The following is a 23,433-nucleotide window of genomic DNA, read 5'->3' as shown; positions in this document are numbered from 1 at the left end:
CATATTCGGATTTGCGCTGCCTTAGGCGCGGGATATTCTCATGAGTGATTTGCAGATCGGGCTGATTGCCCTTGGTGTCCTGCTCATATTGCTGGTGCTGGGCTTTAACTGGTGGCAGGACCGCCGGGTGCGCCGCAGGATGCAAGCCCATTTCCCTTCGACCGAGCAGGATCCCCTGCTTGGCGCCGGCGCGCAGGATCGCACGGCGGCGGGCGCGACGCGCCGTGAGCCCGGCATGGGCGGCGCCGCAGCGGGTGCCGCGCCGGCCGCGGCGCCCGCCAACCCGGACACCGACGACCAGGAAGAACCCGATCCCGCTTGCGAGGTCGTGATTGAAATCCATTTCAGCGAGCCCGTGCGCGGCGCCGACCTGCTACCTTATCTGCAGTCGCTGCGGCAGGCCGGCCGCAAGCCCTTGCGCGTGTTCGCCGCCACGGCCGAGCAACGCCATCGCGCCCGCATCCATTCCGAAGAGTCCTATGCCAACATGCAGCTGGCCGTGTTGCTGGCCAACCGCAGCGGCCCGCTGACCGCCATCGAATGGTCGCAGGCCTGGGCCCGCGCGCAAGACCTGGCCGACCGATTCGAGGCCAGCGTCGAGGGCCCCGACCAGCAGGAAGTGCTGGAACAGGCGGCCCGGCTGGACGATACCTGCGCCGCCCTGGACACCCAGGTCGGCCTGACGCTGCTGCTGGGCGTTGCGCAACCGGCCGCCGAGGTGCTGGCGGTGGCGCGCGACCTGGGTTTTGCCGCCGATGGCGCGCGGCTGGCCTGGCTGGCCGACAACGGCGCGGTGCGCTTTACGCTGTCGCGCGCCGATGGCGCGGCGTTCGACGCCGGCATGGGTGGCATCGAACGCCTGTACCTGCTGCTGGACGTGCCGTGCAGCCCGGCGGACCAGCGGGCCTTCGGCCGCATGGTCGACGTGGGCCGCGATCTGGCCGCCCGCCTGCGCGCCGAATTGGTCGATGACCAGGGCCGGCCCCTGCAGGACGGCGCGGACGCGGTCATCGACGAGCGCCTGCAGGTATTGTTCGAGCAGCTTGACCAGGCCGGCCTGCCGGCCGGCAGCGCGCGGGCGCAGCGAGTATTTGCATAATGGCGCAGGCAGGTCCTACGCCGCAGCAAGCGATCGCGCGCCTGCGGGCCGAGATCGAGCAGCACAATATCCGTTATTATGTCCACGACGATCCCAGCGTTCCGGACGCCGAGTACGACGCGCTCATGCGCGACCTGCAAGCGCTGGAGGCCGAACACCCCGAGCTGGTCACGCCCGATTCGCCGACGCAGCGCGTGGGCGCCGCGCCGCTGGCCGAATTCGGCAGCGTGCGCCACGCCGTGCCCATGCTGTCGCTGGGCAATGCTTTCGACGAAGAGGACGTGCGCGCCTTCGACAAGCGCGTGGCCGATACCCTGCGCGGCGCGGGCCTGCTGGGCCTGGATCAGCAGGTTGAATACTTCTGTGAGCTCAAGCTGGACGGCCTGGCGATCAGCCTGTGCTACGAGGAGGGCAGGCTGGCCCAGGCGGCCACGCGCGGCGACGGGCAGACCGGCGAGGACGTCACGGCCAACATCCGCACCATCAAAGGCGTGCCGTTGCGCCTGCACGGCGCGCCGCGGGTACTCGAGGTGCGCGGCGAAGTCCTGATGAACCGTGCCGAGTTCGAACGCCTGAACCGTACGCAGGCAGCGCGCGGCGAGAAAGTGTTCGTCAACCCGCGCAATGCCGCGGCCGGCAGCCTGCGCCAGCTCGATCCGCGCATCACGGCGCAGCGGCCGTTGCGTTTCTTCGCGTATAGCTGGGGCGAAGTCCATGGCCTGCCCGAAGGCATGCCGACGCGCTTTGACGAGCCCGCGCCGGGCGTGCGCGTGGCGTCCACGCTGCCGCGCGACACGCATGGCGGCATGCTGGACTGGCTGGCCGAACTGGGCCTGCCGGTCAATCTGCGGCACAACCACCGAGAGCGCGGCGCCGACGGGCTGCTGGCCTTTTACGAGCGTATCGGCAAGCTGCGCGCCGATCTGCCCTACGACATCGACGGCGTGGTCTACAAGGTCGACGCCTTGCCGTCGCAGCGCGTGCTGGGCTTCGTCGCGCGCGCGCCGCGCTTTGCGCTGGCGCACAAGTTTCCGGCCGAGGAGGCCGTCACGCAACTGCTCGGTATCGAGGTCCAGGTGGGCCGCACGGGCGCGATCACGCCCGTGGCGCGCCTGGCGCCGGTGTTCGTCGGCGGGGTGACGGTCACCAACGCCACCCTGCACAACGAAGACGAGATCCGCCGCAAGGATGTGCGCATCGGCGATACCGTGATCGTGCGGCGTGCCGGCGATGTCATCCCCGAGGTGGTCGGGCCGGTACTGGAAAAGCGGCCGGCCGACGCGCGCGAGTTCGTCATGCTGACCGCCTGCCCCATCTGCGGCTCGGCGATCGAGCGCCCCGAGGGCGAGGCCATCGCCCGCTGCACGGGCGGGCTGTTCTGCGCCGCCCAGCGCAAGCAGACCCTGCTGCATGCCGCCGGCCGCAAGGCGCTGGATATCGAAGGCCTGGGCGAAAAGCTGATCGACCAACTGGTCGACGCCGATCGCGTCAAGTCGCTGGCCGATATCTACAGCCTGACTGCGTTCGAACTGGCGGCGCTCGAACGCATGGGCAAGAAATCGGCGGAAAACCTGGTGGCGGCCATCGACCAGGCGCGCCGTCCGGCTCTGGGCCGCTTGCTGTTCGCGCTGGGCATACGCCATGTGGGCGAGACGACGGCCCGCGACGTGGCACGCCATTTCGGCAGCATGGAACGCATCATGGACGCCAGCGAAGAAGCGCTGCTGGCCGTGCCCGACGTGGGCGGCGTGGTGGCCGGCTCGATCCGGCGCTTCTTCGCCGAGCCGCACAACCGCGAGATCGTCGAGCAGCTCACGCAGCAGGGCGTGCACCCGCAAGCCGAGGCCGAGCCCGAGGGCACCAGCCTGGCCGGCAAGACCTTCGTCCTGACCGGCACCATGCCGAACTGGACCCGCGATGAGGCGACTCGCCGTATCCTGGCCGCCGGCGGGAAGGTCAGCGGTTCGGTCTCCAAGAAGACGGCCTACCTGGTGACGGGCGAGGATGCCGGCAGCAAGCTGACCAAGGCCCAGGAACTCGGCGTTCCGGTGCTGGACGAGGACGGCCTGAAGGCGCTGCTGGGCCTATAGGCGAAGCGGGCGCCGGCGCCCGGCAGCCGAAAAAAAATTGCCCGCGAAAGCGGGCAATTTTGTTGATGGCGATGGCCTGGCGCTTACTGAATCTTGGCCTGTTCGCGCAATTGCTTCTGGTAGTTGGCCAGGGTTTGCTGGCGCAGCATTTCTTCCAGTTGCGGGCGCACCTGGTCCATGGCGGGGAATTCGACCGGACGGGTATCGTCGACCTGGATCACGTGCCAGCCGAACTGGGTCTGCACCGGCTTGTCGACCAGTTGGCCCTTCTTCAGCTTGGTCACGGCCTCGGCAAACGGCTGGACGTAGTTGGTGGCAGGCGCCCAACCCAGGTCGCCGCCGCGCTCGGCGCTGCCGGGGTCCTTGGAGTTCTTCTTGGCCAGATCGTCGAACTTGTTCTTGTTGCTCTTGACCTGGGCCAGCAGGTCGTTGGCCGTCTTTTCGTCCTCGACCAGGATGTGACGGACCTTGTATTCCATCTTGCCGGCCTGTTCTTTCTTGATCTTCTCGTATTCGGCCTTGACCTGGGCGTCGGTGACGGGGTGTTTTTGCAGGTAGTCGGCCATCAGGGCGCGCACCAGGATGCCCTGGCGGGCCAGCTCGATCTCAGTCTGCACGTCGGCCTGCTTGGCGACGCCGTCCTTCTCGGCCGCCTGCACGAACACCTGGCGGTTGATCATTTCCTGCTTGATCTGCTCACGCAGCTGGGGCGAATCGGTAGCGCCCTGGCTGACGACCAGCTTGACGAACTCATCCAGGCTCTTCTGGGTAATGGGCTTGCCGTTCACGGTCGCCACGTTCTGGGCGAAAGCGGGCACGGCAATGACGCAGGCAGCAGCCAGCATGGCGATGCGTTTCATGTATGTCCTTTGACCTTTTGAAGGGTGTTTACTTGGCGTTGTCTGGAGAGGGTGCTTGCGCATCCAGCGCAAGTGCATGAATGGGATATGGGAGCAAATCCTGCAAATGATGATACACCAGCCTATGGCGGGCAACGGGCGTCAGACCTGCGAAACGGGAGGCTACGATGTGCACCCGAAAGTGCCCCGCGCCGCCTTTTGCGCCTTCGTGCCCGGCGTGCAGGTGCGACTCGTCCTGTATCTCCAAGATAATCGGATTTAACGCAGTAAGACGTGCGCGAATAATCTCAATTCGTTCAGAATTTTCAGGCATATATAAGGGATTATTTCTTGGTCAGTCTTCGTTTCGATCTTGATCGGGCGTGTCCGACGCCTGCAGATGCTTGCCCAGCCACAGCGACTGGGCGATGACGAAAGCGACCAGCAGGCCCATCAGGCCGAAGACCTTGAAATTGACCCATTGGGATTCGGTGAAATGGCCGGAGAAGGCCACATACAGGTTGACCGCGCCGGCCGCCACGAAGAACAGCGCCCAGCTCAGGTTGAGGCGCTCCCAGACCGGATCGGGCAACGCGATCTGCTTGCCCAGCAGGCGGCGGACCAGGTTGCGCCCGAACAGGTACCGCGCGCCCAGCAGCGCGCCGCCGAACAGCCAGTACAGCACGGTGGGCTTCCACTTGATGAAGACGTCGCTGTGCAGCCACAGGGTGGCGCCGCCGAAAATCACGATGACCGACAGGTTTATCCAGTGCATGCCCTCGATGGCCTTGCCGGTGAGGCGCAGCCAGAGTATCTGGGCGATGGACGCGGTAATCGCGACGGCCGTGGCCGCATAAATATCGGCGTACCGATAGGCAACGAAAAACAGTATCAGCGGAAACAGGTCAAACAGGAACTTCTTCATTCGTCCTCGAGCGGTTCGAATTTCAGGGACAGCGAATTGATGCAATAGCGCAGCCCGGTCGGCTCGGGGCCGTCCGGGAAAACATGGCCAAGATGCGCGTCGCAGATATTGCACAGCACCTCGGTGCGCACCATGCCATGGCTGGTGTCGAGCTCCTCGCGCACGCGTTCGGGCGCCAGCGGCTCGAAGTAGCTGGGCCAGCCGCAGCCGGCATCGAATTTGGTGTCGGATGCGAACAGCGGCGTGCCACAGCCGATGCAGCGGTATATGCCGGGCGTGGAGGTATCCCAGTATCGGCCGCTGAAGGCGCGCTCGGTGCCTTTCTGCCGCGCGACCGCGTATTCTTCCGGGGTAAGTTGGGTGCGCCATTCGGCGTCGGTTTTGCGAATTTTTTCCATGATCAGCTTGGAGTCCCGCCGTGCGAATTGGTTCGGGCATAATCCCGCTCCATGTTAATCGAGTTTGACCAGACGGTCGTCGCCACGCCCCAGGCACAGGTCCTGCATGGCGTGAGCCTGCGCCTGTCCGAACGCCGCGTGGGGGTGATCGGCCCCAATGGCGCGGGCAAGAGCACGCTGGCGCGGCTGGTCAACGGCCTGGCCCTGCCGTCCTCCGGGCGGGTGCTGGTCGACGGCCTGGATACGCGCAACCAGGCCAAGGACGTGCGTCGCCGGGTCGGTTTCGTATTCCAGAATCCAGAGAACCAGATTGTCTTTCCCATCGTGCGCGAGGACCTGGCATTCGGCCTGAAGAAGCAGGGCCTGGCGCCGGCCGAGCGCGACGCGCGCATCGCCGCCGCGCTCGAACGGCTGGGCGTGGGCCACCTGGCCGAACGCACCAGCCACACCCTGTCCGGCGGCGAGCGCCAATTGGTCGCCATGGCGTCCGTGCTGGTGATGGCGCCGCAACTGGTGGTGTTCGACGAACCCACGACGCAGCTGGACCTGCGCAACCGCAACCGGGTGGCCGAGGCCATCGCCGCGTTGCCGCAGCAGGCCATCGTGGTCAGCCACGACCTCGACCTGCTGGCCGGCTACGACCGGGTGCTGGCGGTGGTCGACGGGCGTATCGCCGCCGACGGCGAGCCGGCGGCGGTGCTGGGCTGGTATCGCGAGCATTGCGCATGATCGAGCCCCTGTACGTCGCCGGCGCCAGTTTCCTGCACCGCCTGCCGGCCGGGCTGAAGCTGGCGGCGTTGGCGCTGGCGGGGGTAGGGTTGTTCCTGCTGTCCGACTGGCGCGCGCTGGCGGCGGTGCTGGCCGGCGCCGCGCTGCTGGTCTGGCGCAGCGGCGTCGGCGCGGCCGCCTGGTGGCGGCAGACCCGCGGCCTGGCGTTGATCGTGCTCGCGGTCGGTCTGTTCACCGGCCTGATGCAGGGCTGGCCGCACGCCGCCGTGGTGGTGCTGCGGGTGGCGGCGCTGATCGGCCTGGCCATGGCCGTGACGCTGACCACGCCGGTGCCGGCCCTCATCGACGCGTGCGAGCGCGCGCTGCGGCCGGCCGAACGGCTGGGCCTGCTCAATGCCGCGCAGGTGGCGCTGGCCCTGGCGCTGGCCTTGCGCTTCATCCCCGAAATCTGGCGCAATTATCAGGAAATCCGGGAGGCCCAGGCCGCGCGCGGCCTGGGCGCCCATCCGCTGGCGTTGCTCGTGCCCTTGGTGGTGCGTACGCTGAAACGTGCCGAGGAAGTGGCACAGGCGATCGACGCGCGCGGTTGAGGGGCCGCGCCGGCGCGCCGCATCTACATGAAGGAGAAGCCCGATGACGACCAAGGATACGGTTCTGGCGGCGCTGTTCGCGGCGCTGATCGTGGTGTTGAGCCTGATGCCGCCGATTCCGCTGCCCGCGATTCCCGTGCCGGTGACGCTGCAGACGCTGGGAGCCATGCTGGCCGGCGCCATGCTGGGCCCGTTGCGCGGCGCGCTGGCTTGCCTGCTGTACCTGGTGCTGGCGGCCATCGGCCTGCCGGTGCTGCCGGGCGGACGCGGCGGCCTGGGCGTGTTCTTCGGTCCGACCGGCGGGTTCCTGGTGGGCATGGTGGCCGGCGCCTGCGTCACCGGCTGGCTGGCGCGCCGCCTGGCCCTGCGCGCGGCCGGTACGTGGCGCGGCCTGGCCGGCTACGTGGCGGCCTGCGTGCTGGGCGGCATCGTGGTGGTCTATGCCGTCGGCGTCCCCTGGCTGGCCGGCGTCACGCAGATGGGCATGGCCAAGGCCTGGGCGGCCGTGGCGGTATTCCTGCCCGGCGACCTGGCCAAGGCGGCGGTGGCGGCCTGGGTGGCGTCGCGGGTCGAGCGCGTATGGCCGGTGCTGGGACGCTGAGGGCGCTTCCCAGGGAATCCCCTTAGAGACACTACGGAGGGCTCGGGTAAAAATTTTCTATTAACAAACGCGTTAGAAAATTTTTGGGCGCCGGATTAGGGTTGATCCCGGTGGGGTCGGGGTGGTTATTTGATACTCTTTTAACCCTATAATTCTTTTTTCTGTATAACTTTAATCAGGCTTGCCGCGCTCCATCCCGGGCGCGCCGGCAGGTTCACACAGGAGACAAAACATGCGCAAGCATTTCGGCTTGTCCGCGGTCGCGGCCGCTGTTGCCCTCAGCCTGCCGCTGATCGCCAGCGCCCAGGTCAAGGTCGGCGTGACGATCGCCGCCACCGGCCCGGCCGCCTCGCTCGGCATCCCCGAGCGCAATACGGTGGCCCTGCTGCCCAAGGAAGTCGACGGTACCAAGATCGAATGGATCGTGCTCGACGACGCCACCGATACGACGCAAGCCGTGAAGAACTCGCGCAAGCTGGCTTCGGAAGACAAGGTCGACGTGCTGGTCGGCACCTCGATCACCCCGGGCTCGCTGGCCATGGTGGACGTGGCCGCCGAAGCCAAGGTGCCGATGATCAGCGTGGCCGCCAGCGCCAAGATCGTCGAGCCGGTGGACGACAAGCGCCGCTGGGTCTTCAAGACGCCGCAGAACGACGCCCTGATGGCCAGCGCCCTGGCCGACGCCATGGTCAAGGCCAAGATCAAGACCCTGGGCTTCATCGGCTTCGCCGACGCCTACGGCGACGGCTGGCTGGCCGTGATGCAGGCCGCGGCCAAGGCCAAGGGCATCGAGATCACCGCCGTCGAGAAGTACGGCCGTACCGATACCAGCGTGACCGGCCAGGTGCTCAAGCTGGTGGGCGCCAAGCCCGACGCGATCCTGATCGCCGGCGCGGGCACGCCGTCGGCCCTGCCCCAGAAGGAGCTGCGCGCGCGCAACTACGGCGGCGTGATCTACCAGACCCACGGCGCCGCCAACAATGACGTGCTGCGCGTGTGCGGCAAGGATTGCGACGGCATGCTGCTGCCGGCCGGCCCGCTGCTGGTCGCCGCGCAACTGCCCGACAGCAACCCGGTCAAGCAATCGGCGCTGGCCTACACCCAGGCCTATGAAAAGACGCATGGCGCCGGCTCGACCAACACCTTCGGCGGCCATATGTGGGATGCCGGCCAGCTGATCGTGGCCGCGCTGCCGACGGCCCTGAAGTCGGGCGCCAAGCCGGGCACGCCGGAGTTCCGCGCGGCCATGCGCGACGCCCTCGAAGGCATCAAGAACCTGCCCGCTTCGCAGGGCGTGTTCAACATGAGCGCCACGGACCACGCCGGCTTCGACGAACGCTCGCGGGTGATGGTCAAGGTCGAAGGCGGCAAGTGGGTTTACCAGCCCGACCTGTAAACCGCTGTCGGCATCAAGGGACGCGCCGCGCGGCGACGCCTGACCGGCGTGGCGGTGCGTTCTCCTGCTTCACCTCGCACCGGCCTGAGGGCCGGTGCGTCGTATGCGCCGTGTCCCGGGTGGGGTCGGGGCACCTGAAATCCCCATAAGGTAGTGGTTCGATGGACTCTTCAATTGCGCTGATCCTGCTGCAAGACGGTGTGGTCAACGGCGCCATTTATGCCCTGCTGGGCATGGCGCTGGTACTGGTCTTCGCCGTCACGCGGGTCATTTTCATTCCGCAGGGCGAGTTCGTCGCCTTCGGCGCCCTGACACTGGCCATGCTGGTCGACGGCCGCGTGCCGGGCACCGCCTACCTGCTGCCCCTGCTGGGCGGCGTGTGCCTGCTGCTGGAGCTGGTGCGCGCGCTGCGCACCGGCGCGTGGGGCGCCATGCCCAAGGTGCTGGCCGGCTGCGTGGCGCTGCCGCTGGCGCTGCTGTGGTTGACCGACAGCTATGCGGCGCAGGGCACCTCGCTGTGGCTGAACATGCTGCTGACCCTGGCCCTGGTGATCCCGATGGGGCCGATGGTCTACCGCATCGTCTACCAGCCGCTGGCCGAGGCCACGGTGCTGGTGCTGCTGATCGTGTCGGTCGCCGTGCACTTCGCGTTGATGGGGCTGGCGCTGGTGTTCTTCGGCGCCGAAGGCTGGCGTACGCCGGCATTCGTCAGCGGGCAGGTCGATCTCGGGTTCTCGACCTGGTCGGCGCAAAGCCTGTTCGTGGTGGCCACCTGCGCGCTGCTGATCGTGGCGCTGTGGCTGTTCTTCGGCAAGACGCTGTACGGCCGCGCGCTGCGGGCCACCGCCGTGAACCGGCGCGGCGCGCGCCTGGTGGGCATCAGCACCACCATGTCGGGCAGCCTGACGTTCACCCTGGCGGTGTCCATCGGCGCCATGTCGGGCATGCTGATCGCGCCCATCACCACCGTGTATTACGACACCGGCTTCCTGATCGGCCTGAAGGGCTTCGTGGGCGCCATCATCGGCGGCCTGGTGAGCTACCCGGTGGCCGCGGCCGGCGCCCTGCTGGTTGGCATCCTGGAGGCCTTCTCGTCGTTCTGGGCCAGCTCGTACAAAGAAGTCATCGTGTTCACCCTGATTATCCCGGTTCTGGTCTGGCGTTCGTTCAGCAGCCGTCATGTGGACGAAGAGGAATAAGCGCCATGAACCGCTTCCTGCTTATCGCATTCATCGTCGTGCTGGCCGGCCTGCCGCTGCTGTCGGCCACGCCCGAATTCTGGATCACGCAACTCAACTACATCGGCCTGGCCGCCATGGTGGCGCTGGGGCTGGTGCTGCTGACCGGCGTGGGCGGCCTGACCTCGTTCGGCCAGGCGGCCTTCGTGGGCCTGGGCGCCTACACCACGGCACTGCTCACCACGCAATACGACATCTCGCCGTGGCTGGCGCTGCCGGTGGGCCTGCTGGTGACGGCCGTGGTGGCGTTCCTGCTGGGGCTGATCACGCTGCGGCTGTCGGGGCATTATCTGCCGCTGGGCACCATCGCCTGGGGGCTCTCGCTGTATTACCTGTTCGGCAACCTGGACTGGCTCGGCAAGCATGACGGCATCGCCGGCATCGAGCCCATCAGCCTGTTCGGCTGGTCGCTGGCCAGCGGACGCCATATTTACTACCTGATCTGGGTGTTCGTGCTGCTGGCGCTGTGGGCGACGCGCAACCTGCTCGATTCGCGTCCGGGCCGCGCCATCCGCGCCCTGAAGAGCGGCGCCGGCATGGCCGAGTCGATGGGGGTCAATACCGGCATCTACAAAATCGTCATCTTCGTGTGGGCGGCGCTGCTGGCCTGCCTGTCGGGCTGGCTGTATGCCCACATGCAGCGCGCGGTCAGCCCCAGTCCGTTCGGCCTGAACTACGGCATCGAATACCTCTTCATGGCCGTGGTCGGCGGCGCCGGCCATGTCTGGGGGGCGCTGCTGGGCTCGGCGGTCATCCTGGGAATCAAGGACCAGCTGCAGAACATCCTGCCCAAGCTGATCGATACCAACGCCAACTTCGAACTGATCTTCTTCGGCGTGCTGATGATCCTGGTGCTGCAGTACGCCAGCAATGGCCTGTGGCCCATTCTGTCGGGCTGGTGGGAGCGCGTCACCGGCGCGGCCGGCTCGCGGCGCAACATGGCGCCGCCGCCGCAAGCGCCGGCGCTGCCGCACCGCGCCCGGCCGCAGGCCGGCGAGCTGGTGCTGGAAGTCGACAGCATCCGCAAGGAGTTCGGCGGCCTGGTGGCGGTCAACGACATTACGTTCAAGGTGCGCGCCGGCGAAATCATGGGCCTGATCGGCCCCAACGGCGCCGGCAAGAGCACGACCTTCAACCTGATCAGCGGCGTGCTGCCGGCCACGCGCGGCCAGGTGCGCTTCCTGGGCGATCGCATCGACGGCCGCTCGGCGCGCGAGATCGCCAAGCGCGGCGTGGGCCGCACCTTCCAGCACGTGCAGCTGCTGCCGACCATGTCGGTGCTGGAAAACGTGGCCCTGGGGGCGCACATGCGTTCGGACGTGGGCGTGCTGTCGGGCGCCTTGCACAGCGAGCGCGCCCGCGAGGCCCAGCTGCTGCACGAAGCCGCGCAGCAGCTGCAGCGCGTCGGGCTGGGCGACTATCTGTACGAGCAGGCGGGCAACCTGGCGCTGGGCCAGCAACGCATCCTGGAAATCGCCCGCGCGCTGGCGTGCGATCCGGTGCTGCTGCTGCTGGACGAGCCGGCCGCCGGCCTGCGCTACAAGGAAAAGCAGGAACTGGCCAAGGTGCTGGAACAGCTGCGCGCCGAGGGGCTGAGCATCCTGCTGGTGGAACACGACATGGACTTTGTGATGCGACTGACCAATCACCTGGTGGTCATGGATTTCGGCACCAAGCTGGCCGAGGGCGTGCCCGCCGATGTGCAGAAGAACCCGGCGGTGCTGGAGGCCTATCTGGGCGGTATCGACGACGATCTTCCCGACGCCGGCCAGGGCGCGCCGGCAGCCGCCGGAGGTGCGCAATGAGCCAGGCGCCCATTCTCGAGGTACGCCAGCTGTCGGCCCGCTATGGCAAGGTCGGCGCGCTGAGCGGGGCCGACCTGCAGGTGCCGGCCGGCAGCATCGTGACGGTGATCGGCGCCAACGGCGCCGGCAAGTCGACCATGCTCAATGCGGTCATGGGCGCGCTGCCGCAGACCGGCCACGCCGCCGGGCAGGTGCAGTACGCCGGCGCCGACGTATCGGGCTGGCAGGTCGAGCGCCGCGTCGCGGCCGGCATGTCGCTGGTGCCCGAGCGGCGCGAGCTGTTCGGCAGCATGTCGGTCGAGGACAATCTGCTGTTGGGCGGTTTCCGGCGCTACCGCGCCCGGGAAAGCGGTTGGCGCGATACGCTGCAGGAAGTGTTCGATCTGTTTCCGCGCTTGCGCGAGCGGCGCTCGCAGCAGGCCGGCACCCTGTCCGGCGGCGAGCGCCAGATGCTGGCCGTGGGCCGGGCCCTGATGGCCAAGCCGCGTCTGTTGATGCTCGACGAGCCCAGCCTCGGGCTGGCGCCGCGCATCGTGCGCGAGATTTTCCATATCATCGCCCGGCTGCGCGAAACCGGCGTGGCGATCCTGCTGGTCGAGCAGAACGCCCGCGCCGCCTTGCAGGTTGCCGATTACGGCTACGTGCTGGAAACCGGTGAAATCGTGCTGCACGGCCCGGCGCGCGAACTGGCCGGCAATCCGCGCGTCATCGAGAGCTACCTGGGCCTGGGCAAGGGCGCCCAGGACTGAACGCTGGCGGCGCGGCCTGGCGCCGCGCCGCCAGCGTGCGCGCGGGTCAGCGCCCGCCCGCCGCGTAGTCCATGTACAGCCGGTAGGCGTGCCGCGCCAGCGGCCCGTACGACAGGCTGCGCGCTTCCACCCGGTTGACGTGCACGACCTTGCCGTAGTTGCCGGTAGAAAACACCTCGTCCGCTTCTTCGACGTCGGCGCGGGTCAGGGCGCGCTCGTCCACGGTCACCCCATCGGCGTGCAGCAGCGCCAGCACGCGCTGGCGCGTAATGCCGTTGAGGAACGTGCCGTTGTCGACCGGCGTGGCGATCCGGCCGTTGCGCGCGATCCACAGGTTGCTGGTGGCGAATTCCGCGACATGGCCCGCGCCGTCGAGCATGATGGCGTTGTCGAAGCCCTTGAGGTTGGCCTCGCGGATGGCGCGCTGGCCATTGGGGTACAGGCACGACGCCTTGGCGTCGGTGGGCGCCATGTTGGGCCAGGAACGCGCGAAGCTGGAGAAGCAGGCCGAGAAGCCTTGTTCGCCGGGCAGGGGCACCTTGAATACGTGCAGCACGAACTGCGTCTGCTCGGCGTCGGGCAGCAGGAAGCCGTCGGCGCAGAAGAACATCGGCTTGATGTAGAGCTCGCTGCCGGCAGGGAACCTGGCCACCGCTTCCAGGCATAGTTCCTGGATGCGTTGCCACGGCAGCGCCGGTTTCATCAGCATCTTCTCAGCCGAGCGCACCACGCGCTGGCAATGCAGGTCGAGGTCGGGCGTCAGGCCGGCGAAGGCGCGCGCGCCGTCGAACACCATGCTGGCCATCCAGAATGCGTGGTCGGACGGGCCGAGCAGCTTGGGATTCTCGGTCAGCCATTGGCCGTCGTACCAGTAAAGGGCTTCCATACCGCGGTCTTCCTTGGTGATCGGGGTGCGCCTACAGCGCCGCCTGGACGCGCTGCGCGACATCGGCGGGCACCCATTTTTTCCAGATCTCGCCGTATTGTCGCAGGAAGTACAGCGCGGCATCGTCGGCTTCGGCCTTCTCGTTTTCCAGCCAGCCCAGCGTGGCGCCGATGGCCTCGTCGGGGACGGTCAAGGCCTCGAAGAAGCGGTGCAGGGCGGGCGCCTGGCGGGCGAAATCGGCGTTCAGGCCGGTGACCACCGGATTGGGCTTGAACTCGGTGGGCACGGGCTTGGCGCACCTGGGATCGGTCATGCAGGTGTAGGCGGCCTGGTCGAACGCCGGCAATTGCAGCTTGACCAGGTCCAGGGCGCCGACCAGCGCCGTGGGCGTCCAGTAGTAGAAGACGATATCGCGCTTGCGCTTGTAGGCCGACATGATGGCGGCCTTCTGCGCGGCGCCCGAGCCCGGCGCGAACAGGTTGTAGTCGTGCTCCAGCTGCAGCGCCTTGAGCAGGTTCTCGTTCAGCGTGCCGCAGGCCCAGCCCGCCGGGCATCCGTAGATGCGGCCCTTGGCGGGATCTTCCGGATCGGTGAAGGTGCTCTTGTAGCGTTGCAGATCGGCGGCCTGCCTGAGGTCGGGGTGGCGTTCGACGGTATAGCGCGGCACGTACCAGCCTTCGCCCGCCGTGAACACATGGCCGACGCCCAGCACCTTGCCCGAAGCCAGGGCTTTTTTCCAGGCGCCTTCGATCTGTCCCGGCCAGACTTCCGGCGTGACGTCGACATCGCCGCGCTGCAGCGCCGCCAGCATGGGCAGGGTTTCGCCGATCTCCATCGCGGTCTTGCAGCCATAGCCCTTTTCGAGGATGAAGCGCTGGATGCCGACCATGACCAGGTTGGACTCCCAGTTCAGGCCGCTGAAGCGCACCGGCCGGTCGATTTCACAAGCGCTGGCCGAAGGGGCGCAGGTCAGGGCGGCGACGCTGGCCAGGGCGGCCAGCGCCACGCGGACAAAACGCGGGGCGTGCATGAGCGGTACCTCGAAGTGGGGACGCGGTCCGTCGGACCGGCGCCAGACCCGTTCGATTCTACGGCGTCACGGGCCGGCCTGCCCAGCAGCCGCGCTCAGGTGCGCGCCTGCCGGCGTTCGCGCAGCGCGACCAGTTCGCCCACGATGCCGCGCCGGAATGCCATCACGCACACCACGAAGATCAGCCCGATGACGATGGTGACCGACTCGCCCAGGCGCAGGAACCAGTCCAGGCCGGTCAGGCGCGTGAGCATCTGGCCGAAGTCCCCGACCTTGTTCTCCAGCAGCACGACGATGAAGGCGCCCAGGATCGGGCCGGTCAGCGTGCCCAGGCCGCCGATCAGGGTCATGAGGATGACCAGCCCGGACATTTGCCAGGTTGCGTCCGACAGCGTGGCCGAGACGAATACCAGCGTCTTGGTGGCGCCGGCCAGGCCGGCGATGGCGGCCGACAGCACGAAGGCGACCAGCTTGAAGCGATCGACGTCATAGCCCAGCGAGATGGCGCGCGGCTCGTTCTCGCGCAGCCCCTTGAGCACCTGGCCGAACGGCGAGTGCACGGTGCGCCAGATCACGAAATAGCCCAGCGCGAAGATGCCCATGACCACGTAGTACAGGTTCAGGTCGTTGCGCAGGTCTATGGTGCCCAGCAGCGTGCCGCGCGGCACGCCCTGCAGGCCATCCTCGCCGCCGGTGAAATGGGCCTGCAGGAAGAAGAACACCATCTGGGCCAGGGTGATCATGGCGAAGTAGATGCCGCTGCGGCGTATGGCCAGCGCGCCCATGGCCAGCCCCAGCAGGGCCGCCACCGCGACTCCGAAGGCCAGGCCCAGCTCGGTCGGCAGGCCCCATACCTTCAGTGCGTAGCCGGCCGCGTAGGCGGCGCTGCCCAGGAAGGCGGCGTGGCCGAACGACAGCAGCCCGGTATAGCCCAGCAGCAGGTTGAAGGCGCAGGCGAACAGCGCGTAGCACATGACCTTCATGGCGAAGATCGGATACACGCCCACGTACGGCAGGATGCCGACGACGATGGCGAACGCGGCGTAGCCCAGGAGTTGTCGATTCATTTCTCTTTCCCGAACAGGCCGGCGGGGCGCAGTAGCAGCACGATGGCCATGATGATGAACACGACGGTGTTGGACGCTTCGGGCCAGAACACCTTGGTCAGGCCCTCGATGACGCCCAGCCCCAGGCCGGTCACGATGGCGCCCATGATCGATCCCATGCCGCCGATCACCACGACGGCGAACACCACGATGATGAGGTTGGAGCCCATCAGCGGGGAAATCTGCAGCACCGGCGCGGCCAGCACGCCGGCGAAGCCGGCCAGCGCGACGCCGAAGCCGTAGGTCAGCGTGATCATGCGCGGCACGTTGACGCCGAAGGCTTCCACCAGCCGCGGATTCTCGGTGCCGGCGCGCAGCAGCGCGCCCAGGCGGGTGCGTTCGATGACGAACCAGGTCGCCAGGCACACCGTGATCGAGGCCACGACGACCCAGGCGCGGTAGTTCGGCAGCACCATGAACCCCAGGTTGGTGGCGCCGCGCAGCGCTTCCGGCGTGGGGTACGGCTGGCCGGATACGCCGTAGAAACTGCGAAACAAGCCTTCGATGAGCAGCGTCAGGCCGAAGGTCAGCAGCAGGCCGTACAGGTGGTCCAGCTTGTACAGGTGCCGCAGCAGCAGTTTTTCGATCAGGATGCCGAACAGGCCGACCACCAGCGGGGCGAGGATCAGCATGATCCAGTAATTGAGCCCCAGATAGGACAGGCCCATCCAGGCCACGAAGGCGCCCAGCATGTACAGGGCGCCGTGGGCGAAGTTGATGACGTTCAACAGACCGAAAATCACGGCTAGCCCCAGCGAGAGCATGGCATAGAACGAGCCGTTGACCAGCCCCAGCAGCAACTGCCCCAACAGTGCCTGAATGGGTATGCCGAATAGATCTGTCATCTGTTATGAATCCTGCGCGTACGGGTAGGCGTGTCCGGTCGCGACACGGCCTCGCCGGATGAGCAAGGCCGTGTCGGCTTCCTTCAGGAGGTTACTTCTTGAGCAACGGGCAGGTCGATTCGGACAGCTTGGTGTAGACCTCGTCGCCCGGCAGCGTGGCCACCACGTTGTAGTAGTCCCACGGGCCCTTGGACTCTTCCTTGGACTTGACCTTCATCAGGTACATGTCGTGGATTATGCGGCCGTCCTCGCGCACGTAGCCGCCCTGGGCGAAGAAGTCGTTGATCTTGTTCGACTTCATCCACTTCATGGTGGCGTCGCCGTCGTCCGAGCCCGTGGCCTTCACGGCGTTCAGGTAGAACATGGCCGCGGAGTAGTCGCCCGCCTGCAGCATCGACGGCTTGCGCCCGATCTTGTCCTCGAACTTCTTGGCCCAGGCGCGCGAGGAGTCGCTCTGGTCCCAGTACCAGCCGTCGGTCAGGTACATGCCCTTGGTGGCGTCCAGGCCCAGCGAGTGGATGTCGTTGATGAAGACCAGCAGGCCGGCCATTTTCATGGTCGCCGTCACGCCGAACTCGTTGGCGGCCTTGATCGAGTTGATGGTGTCGCCGCCGGCGTTGGCCAGGCCCAGGATCTGTGCGCCCGAAGCCTGCGCCTGCAGCAGGAACGACGAGAAATCGGAGGCGCCCAGCGGCGCGCGCACCTGGCCCTTGACCTCGCCGCCGGAGGCCTTGACGACGTTGGCGGTGTCGCGCTCCAGCGCATGGCCGAACGCGTAGTCGGCGGTCAGGAAGAACCAGGTCTTGCCGCCGTCCTTCACCACCGCCGAGCCGGTGCCGCGCGCCAGCGCGACGGTGTCGTAGGCATAGTGGATGGTGTAGGGCGAGCACTGGGCATTGGTCAGATCGGAGGCCCCGGCGCCCACGGCGAGGAACGGCTTCTTCTTCTCGGCCGCCACCTGCGCGATGGCCAGGCTGGTCGACGAGTTGGTGCCGCCGATGATCATGTCGACCTTCTGCTGGTCGATCCATTCGCGCGTGCGGGCCGAGGCGATGTCGGCCTTGTTCTGGTGATCGGCCGACACCAGTTCTATCTTCTTGCCATTGATGGCGCCGCCGGCGTCTTCGATGGCCATGCGGATCGCTTCCACGCCCGCCTTGCCGTCGATGTCCGAGTAGACCCCGGACATGTCGGTAATGAAGCCGATGCGGATGACATCATCGGAGATGCCTTGGGCCTGGGCGGGTAGCCCGGCGAATCCCAGGCCAGCCACGGCCAGTGCAACAGTGATTTTGTGCAGCTTCATGGGATGACTCCTCTTCCTGTGTGGGGTGCCGTGATACGGCGGGTGACAGGCTGGTTTTCTACACGCCCAGCAGTTCGTTGAGCGTGCCCTGTTTCCGTGACAGTTCGGCGGCTTCGAAGTGTTCGACGATCTGGCCGTGCTCCATGACGTAGAAGCGGTCGGCCAGCGGCGCGGCGAAGTGGAAATTCTGTTCCACCATGACGATGGTATAGCCGCGCTCCTTGAGCGCCGTGATCATGCGCGCCAGGGCTTGCACGATCACCGGCGCCAGGCCTTCGGAAATCTCGTCGAGCAGCAGGAGGTTCGCGCCGGTGCGCAGAATGCGCGCCACCGCCAGCATCTGCTGTTCGCCGCCCGACAGGCGGGTGCCGGGAGAGTTGCGGCGTTCATGCAGGTTGGGGAACATGTCGTAGATTTCGGTCAGCGACATGCCGCCGCCCAGCGCGCCGACCGGCGGCGGCAGCAGCAGGTTCTCCTCGCACGAGAGGCTGGCGAAGATGCCCCGTTCCTCCGGGCAATAGCCCACGCCCAGGTGCGCGATCTTGTAGGTGGGCAGCTCGATCGATTCGGTGCCATGGATGCGCACCGATCCCTGGCGCGCCCCGGTCAGCCCGAGGATGGCGCGCAGCGTGGTGGTGCGGCCGGCGCCGTTGCGGCCGAGCAGCGTGACCACTTCGCCCTGGCCGACCTGCATGTCCACGCCGTGCAGGATATGCGATTCCCCGTACCAGGCCTGCAGGCCCGCGATCTCGAGAGCGGGGATACTCATGCGTGCGCTCCTTGCAGTTCGCCGTTGGTGGTGCCCATGTATGCCTGCATCACGGCGGGATGGCGCGAGACCTCGGCGTAGGGGCCTTCGGCCAGCACCGCGCCGCGCGCCAGTACCGTGATCGTGTCGGCGATCGAGGACACCACGTTCATGTTGTGCTCGACCATCAGGATGGTGCGGCCCGCGCTGACACGCTTGATCAATTGCGTCACGCGGGCGACGTCCTCGTGGCCCATGCCCTGGGTGGGTTCGTCCAGCAGCATCAGCTCGGGCTCCATCGCCAGCGTGGTGGCGATCTCCAGCGCGCGCTTGCGGCCGTAAGGCAGGTTGATCGTCAGCTCATGGGCGAAGGAGGCCAGGTCGACCTCCTCGAGCAGGCGCAGCGCGGGCTGGTTCAGCGCCGCCAGCTGCCGCTCGCTGCGCCAGAACTGGAACGACAGCCCGGTCTTGCGCTGCAGGCCCAGGCGCACGTTTTCCAGTACGGTCAGGCGCGGGAACACCGCCGAGATCTGGAACGAACGGATGATGCCGCGCCGTGCGATCTGGGCCGGCCGCTCGCGGGTGATGTCGCGGCCGTTGAAAACGATGGTGCCCGAGGTGGGCGCCAGGAATTTGGTCAGCAGGTTGAAGCAGGTGGTCTTGCCGGCGCCGTTGGGACCGATCAGCGCGTGGATCTGGCCGCGCTTGACACGCAGATCGACCCCATTGACCGCGACAAAGCCGCGGAACTCCTTGGTCAGGCCTTTTGTCTCCAGGATCGTGTCATCCATTGCGCCGCATCCGCTTTGGTTTTTTTTTAAGAGTTGCGGCGAGTATGCGGACCCGGTTATCAAATTGCCATGAGGGTTTTTCATAGGTTTTGCGCTGCCGCATGCCCGATTGTCAAGCAGCCGACAAACAGCAGTAAGAAATCCGTCAAAACGCTTCAGAAACCAGGGTTTCCACGGTGTTTCCCACGATGTCGCAGGGGTTATCCGCGGGCGGCCGGGCGTCGTGCACAGCAGCAAGCGGCGGCCTGGCGCGCGGCGTTCAGGCCTTGGTTTTCAGCTTGTATTCGCACAGGTCCGAGATGCCGCACTGCGGGCATTTGGGCTTGCGCGCCACGCACACGTAGCGGCCATGCAGGATGAGCCAATGGTGGGCATCCAGCAGGTACTCGCGCGGCACCACCTTCTCCAGCTTGCGCTCGACCTCCAGCACGTTCTTGCCGGGGGCGATGCCGGTGCGGTTGGAGACGCGGAAGATGTGCGTGTCGACCGCGATGGTGGCCTCGCCGAAGGCGGTGTTGAGCACCACGTTGGCGGTCTTGCGGCCCACGCCGGGCAGGGCCTCCAGCGCTTCGCGGCTTTGCGGCACTTCGCCGCCGTGGCGCTCGAGCAGGAGACGACAGGTGGCGATGGCGTTCTTGGCCTTGGTGCGGTACAGGCCGATGGTCTTGATGTACTCGGCCAGCCCTTCCTCGCCCAGTTCCAGCATGGCCTGCGGCGTGCCATGGCGCGGGAAGAATTTGCGCGTGGCCAGGTTGACCGACTTGTCGGTCGCCTGGGCCGACAGCAGCACCGCGATCAGCAACTGGAACGGCGTCTCGTATTCGAGCTCGGTGGTGGGTTTGGGATTGGCGGCTTGCAGGCGGGCGAAGATTTCGCGGCGTTTGACGGCGTTCATGGGCGCTGGGCTGAGCGGCGGGCGCGGGCGCGGGCCAGCGCCGCCTCGATGGTGGAACGTTTGCGGGCGGCATCCTCGGCGCTTTCGGTCGCGGCGGGCTGGGGCGCCGGCTCGGCGGTCGCGGCCATCAGCCGTTCGTTGGCGGCCGTTTCGCGCCGCACCCGGGCCTGGCGTTGCTGGTGGCGCTGGCGCGCGGCTTGCGCGTCGGCCTCGGACCACACGCGCGCAGCCGGGCGCATGTCGATGCAGTCGACCGGGCAAGGCGCCACGCACAGGTCGCAACCCGTGCACCAGTCGGCCAGCACCGTATGCATGCGCTTGTTGGCGCCGACGATGGCATCGACCGGGCAGGCCTTCATGCACAGCGTGCAGCCGATGCAATGGGCCTCGTCGATGACTGCCACCAGCAGCGGCCCGGGTTCGCCGCGCGCGCGGTCCAGCGGCAGCGGCGGCGTGTCGAGCAGGGCGGCCAGCGCCGCGACGCCGGACTCGTCGCCGGGCGGGCAGCGGTTGATGGCCGCGGCGCCGTCGGCGATGGCCTGCGCATAGGGCCGGCAACCGTCGTAGCCGCACTTCGTGCACTGCGTCTGCGGCAGCAGGGCGTCGATGCGGTCGACCAGCGAACTACAGGAAGACATGGCGTAAAAAGCAGAAACGGGCCAGGCGGCCCGTTGCAGGGAGCGCGCGCGGCCGCATCAGGATTGGCGGATGAATGCGGCGATTTTAGGACAGATCAGTTCGCGCCAGCGTCGGCCGGAAAAAATGCCGTAATGGCCGCAGCCGACCGCGGTGTAATGGCTCTTGCGCGCGGCGGGGATGCCGCTGCACAGCTTGATGGCCGCGCGCGTCTGGCCCTGGCCGGAAATATCGTCCAGTTCGCCCTCGACGGTCAGCAGCGATGTCTTGCGGATGTCGGCGGGCCGCACGAGCTGCCCGTCGATTTCCCAGGTGCCGCCGGGCAGCCGGAACTCCTGGAACACCGTGCGGATCGTGTCCAGGTAGAACTCGGCCGGCATGTCGAGCACGGCGTTGTACTCGTCGTAGAAGCGGCGGTGCGCCTCGGCGTCGCCGTCATCGCCGCGCAGCAGGTCGAGGTAGAAGTCGTAGTGCGACTTCAGGTGGCGGTCGGGATTCATGGCCATGAACCCGGCATGCTGCAGGAAGCCGGGGTACACGCGCCGGCCCGCGCCGGGATAGGGCGCAGGCACCGCATGGATCAGTTGGCTCTCGAACCAGGCATACGGCTTGGTGGTGGCCAGGCGGTTGACCTGGGTGGGCGACTCGCGCGGATCGATCGGCCCGCCCATCATCACCATGCTGCGCGGCTGGCAAGGGTCGTTGGCCGAGGCCATCAGCGATATCGCGGCCAGTACCGGCACGGTGGGCTGGCAGACCGAGATGACGTGGGTGTCCGGGCCCAGGTGGCGCAGGAATGCCTGGATGTAGCGGACGTAGTCGTCCAGATGGAACGGGCCTGCGTCCTGCGGCACCATGCGCGCATCGACCCAGTCGGTGACGTAGACGTCGTGAGCCGGCAGCAGCGCCCGCACGGTATCGCGCAACAGCGTGGCATGATGGCCCGACAGCGGGGCCACCAGCAGCACGCGTGGATCGGCGCGGCCCGCCGTGCGGCGGACATCGCGCTGGAAGTGCACCAGCCGGCAGAACGGCTTGTCGAGCACGACGGCTTCGATCACGGCGACGCGCTTGCCCTGGATCTCGGTGGTGGGCAGATTCCAGGCCGGTTTCTGGTATTCCTTGCCGATGCGGTGCACCAGCTCGCAGCCGGCGGCGAACTGGCGCGACATGGGCATATAGGCCAGCGGGCTGTACGGATGGGTGAAAAGCTGGGAACTGGCGTCGGTGAACGCCGCCAGGGGGCGCAGGAACGCCCGCTGCATTTCGTGCAATTGATACAGCATCGCGACATGACCTAATAAGACTGACGTCTTATTGTCGCCAGAAATATCAATATTTTGAATCTGTCTGTTCAGATTAAGGCTTTGGCGCGCAAATGTTGCGAAAAAGCGACCCCTCATGGCGGATTCCCCCCGCCATAGGGGGGATTACCAGTAGTTTTCGACCGCCAGATTGCCGGGTACGCCGCGCCGGCCGGGGGCGAAACCGCGTTCGCTCAGCAGCTTGCGGGCGTCGGCCAGCATGGCCGGGTTGCCGCACAGCATGATCTTGGCGCGCTGCGGGTCCAGCGGCTGGCCCGCCAGCTGTTCGAGCCGTCCGTCGGCGATCAGCGTGGTCAGGCGCGCCTGCGGCATGCCGGGCAGGGTCTCGCGCGTGGCGATCGGCAGGTAGATCAGCTTGCGCGGGTCGGCCTCGAAATAGGGGGCGAACGCGGGCTGGCTGCGCCATTGCTCGATTTCGTCGCGATAGGCCAGTTCCTCGGCGCTGCGCACCCCGTGCACGAGGATGATGCGGTCGAAGGCGCGCCAGGTGGCCGGGTCGCGCAATATGGACAGATAGGCCGACAGGCCCGTGCCGGAAGCCAGCAGCCAGAGGTCGCCGCCCGGGGCGAAGCGGTCTATGGTCAGGAAGCCGAACGGCTTCTTTTCCACATAGAGGGCGTCGCCGGGCTGCAGGCGCGCCATGCGCGGGCTGAACTGGCCTTCGGGGACCACGATGGAATAGAACTCCAGCCATGGCTCCTCGGGCGCGGAGACCATGGAGTAGGCGCGCCATACGCTGGGTTCGGCCTGCGGATCGTCGCTGTCGGGCAGGCCGACGCGGGCGAACTGGCCTGCCTGGAAGAGGAAGGCGGGGTCTCGGGTGACGCGCACCGAAAACAGTTTGCCCGGCACCCAGGTCTGGACGGCGGTGATGGTCTGGCGCGTGTACTTGGTATCGGTCATCGGCGTGGCGCGGCCGGGCCGCGCAGCGGCGGACCGGACAGAGGGTTACTTTTCCAGGTATTGCAGCTTGTCCTGCACCCCGTTCCATTGGTCGGCGTCTTCGAGCGGCTTCTTGGCCCGGCTGATGCTGGGAAACTCGGCCGACAGCTCGACGTTGAGCGCAATGAAAGGGACCTGGTCCTGCGGCACGTCTTCTTCCGCGTAAATGGCATTGGCCGGGCATTCCGGGATGCATACCGCACAGTCGATGCATTCGTCGGGGTCGATCACGAGGAAGTTCGGACCCTCTCGAAAACAGTCCACCGGGCACACATCCACGCAATCGGTGTACTTGCATTTGATACAGTTTTCGGTGACTACGTGGGTCATTCAGGAACTCCGGGTGCCGGGCGGCCGTTGCATTATTGAAGCGATTTTACCCAATGCGCGCCGGCGGGGCGACCAAGACCCTGGCGCCGGTAGTGGTGGCCGGCCCGCCGGCGCGCGGTATGCTATGGTGTGCC

25 protein-coding genes are annotated in these 23,433 nt (G+C 66.9%); 9 read left to right on the top strand and 16 right to left on the bottom strand.

Going from position 1 to position 23,433, the window contains the following annotated elements; translation table 11 throughout:
• Positions 1–40: 40 nt before the first annotated feature.
• Both LK409_RS14900 and ligA read left to right on the top strand, forming a co-directional pair.
• Positions 41–1,099, top strand: coding sequence for a cell division protein ZipA C-terminal FtsZ-binding domain-containing protein (locus LK409_RS14900; protein ID WP_003813876.1), 1,059 nt, complete (start codon positions 41–43; stop codon positions 1,097–1,099).
• Positions 1,099–3,189 carry an NAD-dependent DNA ligase LigA gene (ligA, locus tag LK409_RS14895; protein ID WP_010929020.1) on the top strand — a complete coding sequence of 697 codons (2,091 nt, stop codon included), beginning with the start codon at positions 1,099–1,101 and terminating at the stop codon, positions 3,187–3,189. The genes LK409_RS14900 and ligA overlap by 1 nt, the downstream gene beginning before the upstream one ends.
• Positions 3,190–3,272: 83 nt before the next feature.
• Here ligA and LK409_RS14890 read toward each other — a convergent pair whose 3' ends face one another.
• From LK409_RS14890 to msrB, 4 genes are read right to left on the bottom strand one after another with little or no spacing between them, the layout of a single operon-like run.
• The gene (locus LK409_RS14890) at positions 3,273–4,049 is read right to left on the bottom strand and encodes a peptidylprolyl isomerase (RefSeq protein ID WP_003821314.1); all 777 of its coding nucleotides are present in this window, start codon (positions 4,047–4,049) and stop codon (positions 3,273–3,275) included.
• 28 nt (positions 4,050–4,077) lie between these two features.
• Entirely contained in the window at positions 4,078–4,362 is a 285-nt protein-coding gene (locus LK409_RS14885; RefSeq protein WP_010929019.1) for a BolA family protein, read from the bottom strand.
• Between the two features lie 21 nt (positions 4,363–4,383).
• Positions 4,384–4,953 (bottom strand): septation protein A, encoded by a 570-nt coding sequence (locus LK409_RS14880; RefSeq protein ID WP_003813872.1) that lies wholly within the window; start codon positions 4,951–4,953, stop codon positions 4,384–4,386.
• Positions 4,950–5,351, bottom strand: a complete 402-nt coding sequence (gene msrB / locus LK409_RS14875; RefSeq protein WP_003813871.1) for a peptide-methionine (R)-S-oxide reductase MsrB — start codon at positions 5,349–5,351, stop codon at positions 4,950–4,952. The genes LK409_RS14880 and msrB overlap by 4 nt, the downstream gene beginning before the upstream one ends.
• A gap of 51 nt (positions 5,352–5,402) precedes the next feature.
• On the opposite strand from msrB, the gene LK409_RS14870 reads away from it, so the two are divergent.
• From LK409_RS14870 to LK409_RS14840, 7 genes are all read left to right on the top strand, one after another.
• Positions 5,403–6,080, top strand: a complete 678-nt coding sequence (locus LK409_RS14870; RefSeq protein ID WP_010929018.1) for an energy-coupling factor ABC transporter ATP-binding protein — start codon at positions 5,403–5,405, stop codon at positions 6,078–6,080.
• Positions 6,077–6,670, top strand: coding sequence for an energy-coupling factor transporter transmembrane component T family protein (locus tag LK409_RS14865; protein ID WP_003821317.1), 594 nt, complete (start codon positions 6,077–6,079; stop codon positions 6,668–6,670). Before LK409_RS14870 ends, LK409_RS14865 begins: the two co-directional genes overlap by 4 nt.
• A gap of 43 nt (positions 6,671–6,713) precedes the next feature.
• On the top strand, positions 6,714–7,271 hold the full coding sequence (locus tag LK409_RS14860; protein ID WP_010929017.1) for a biotin transporter BioY: 558 nt from the start codon (positions 6,714–6,716) through the stop codon (positions 7,269–7,271).
• Positions 7,272–7,503: 232 nt separating this feature from the next.
• Positions 7,504–8,667 carry an ABC transporter substrate-binding protein gene (locus LK409_RS14855; RefSeq protein ID WP_003813867.1) on the top strand — a complete coding sequence of 388 codons (1,164 nt, stop codon included), beginning with the start codon at positions 7,504–7,506 and terminating at the stop codon, positions 8,665–8,667.
• 161 nt (positions 8,668–8,828) lie between these two features.
• On the top strand, positions 8,829–9,866 hold the full coding sequence (locus tag LK409_RS14850) for a branched-chain amino acid ABC transporter permease (protein WP_003813866.1): 1,038 nt from the start codon (positions 8,829–8,831) through the stop codon (positions 9,864–9,866).
• A 5-nt stretch (positions 9,867–9,871) separates the two neighbouring features.
• Positions 9,872–11,710 (top strand): branched-chain amino acid ABC transporter ATP-binding protein/permease, encoded by a 1,839-nt coding sequence (locus LK409_RS14845; RefSeq protein ID WP_003813865.1) that lies wholly within the window; start codon positions 9,872–9,874, stop codon positions 11,708–11,710.
• Complete coding sequence (locus LK409_RS14840; RefSeq protein WP_003813864.1) at positions 11,707–12,459, top strand: ABC transporter ATP-binding protein; 753 nt, start codon at positions 11,707–11,709, stop codon at positions 12,457–12,459. Before LK409_RS14845 ends, LK409_RS14840 begins: the two co-directional genes overlap by 4 nt.
• Before the next feature lie 46 nt (positions 12,460–12,505).
• Here the strand turns inward: LK409_RS14840 and LK409_RS14835 are convergent, their stop codons facing one another.
• From LK409_RS14835 to fdxA, 12 genes are all read right to left on the bottom strand, one after another.
• Positions 12,506–13,345, bottom strand: a complete 840-nt coding sequence (locus LK409_RS14835; RefSeq protein ID WP_010929016.1) for a branched-chain amino acid aminotransferase — start codon at positions 13,343–13,345, stop codon at positions 12,506–12,508.
• A 31-nt stretch (positions 13,346–13,376) separates the two neighbouring features.
• A complete protein-coding gene (locus tag LK409_RS14830) occupies positions 13,377–14,375 on the bottom strand; it encodes an ABC transporter substrate-binding protein (protein ID WP_010929015.1) in 999 nt (332 codons plus the stop codon).
• Between the two features lie 95 nt (positions 14,376–14,470).
• Positions 14,471–15,442 carry a branched-chain amino acid ABC transporter permease gene (locus tag LK409_RS14825; RefSeq protein WP_010929014.1) on the bottom strand — a complete coding sequence of 324 codons (972 nt, stop codon included), beginning with the start codon at positions 15,440–15,442 and terminating at the stop codon, positions 14,471–14,473.
• Positions 15,439–16,326: a branched-chain amino acid ABC transporter permease gene (locus tag LK409_RS14820; protein ID WP_003813860.1), complete on the bottom strand. Its 888-nt coding sequence runs from the start codon at positions 16,324–16,326 to the stop codon at positions 15,439–15,441. The genes LK409_RS14825 and LK409_RS14820 overlap by 4 nt, the downstream gene beginning before the upstream one ends.
• A gap of 91 nt (positions 16,327–16,417) precedes the next feature.
• Positions 16,418–17,632 (bottom strand): ABC transporter substrate-binding protein, encoded by a 1,215-nt coding sequence (locus LK409_RS14815; RefSeq protein WP_010929013.1) that lies wholly within the window; start codon positions 17,630–17,632, stop codon positions 16,418–16,420.
• 58 nt (positions 17,633–17,690) lie between these two features.
• Positions 17,691–18,401: an ABC transporter ATP-binding protein gene (locus LK409_RS14810; protein ID WP_010929012.1), complete on the bottom strand. Its 711-nt coding sequence runs from the start codon at positions 18,399–18,401 to the stop codon at positions 17,691–17,693.
• Entirely contained in the window at positions 18,398–19,171 is a 774-nt protein-coding gene (locus LK409_RS14805; RefSeq protein WP_003821323.1) for an ABC transporter ATP-binding protein, read from the bottom strand. The genes LK409_RS14810 and LK409_RS14805 overlap by 4 nt, the downstream gene beginning before the upstream one ends.
• Positions 19,172–19,430: 259 nt before the next feature.
• Positions 19,431–20,066: an endonuclease III gene (nth, locus tag LK409_RS14800; RefSeq protein ID WP_003813856.1), complete on the bottom strand. Its 636-nt coding sequence runs from the start codon at positions 20,064–20,066 to the stop codon at positions 19,431–19,433.
• Positions 20,063–20,704: an electron transport complex subunit RsxB gene (gene rsxB, locus LK409_RS14795; RefSeq protein WP_010929011.1), complete on the bottom strand. Its 642-nt coding sequence runs from the start codon at positions 20,702–20,704 to the stop codon at positions 20,063–20,065. Before rsxB ends, nth begins: the two co-directional genes overlap by 4 nt.
• 57 nt (positions 20,705–20,761) lie before the next feature.
• Positions 20,762–21,988, bottom strand: a complete 1,227-nt coding sequence (locus LK409_RS14790; protein ID WP_010929010.1) for a polyhydroxyalkanoate depolymerase — start codon at positions 21,986–21,988, stop codon at positions 20,762–20,764.
• Positions 21,989–22,132: 144 nt separating this feature from the next.
• Complete coding sequence (locus LK409_RS14785) at positions 22,133–22,930, bottom strand: ferredoxin--NADP reductase (protein ID WP_010929009.1); 798 nt, start codon at positions 22,928–22,930, stop codon at positions 22,133–22,135.
• 45 nt (positions 22,931–22,975) lie between these two features.
• Complete coding sequence (fdxA, locus tag LK409_RS14780; RefSeq protein WP_010931551.1) at positions 22,976–23,299, bottom strand: ferredoxin FdxA; 324 nt, start codon at positions 23,297–23,299, stop codon at positions 22,976–22,978.
• Positions 23,300–23,433: the final 134 nt, after the last annotated feature.

Origin of the sequence: Bordetella parapertussis, assembly GCF_020735925.1 — a bacterium.
GTDB classification, from domain to species: Bacteria; Pseudomonadota; Gammaproteobacteria; order Burkholderiales; family Burkholderiaceae_B; genus Bordetella; species Bordetella pertussis.
Note: the sequence above shows the minus strand (reverse complement) of the source record. Positions and strands in the feature narration are given on the sequence as shown.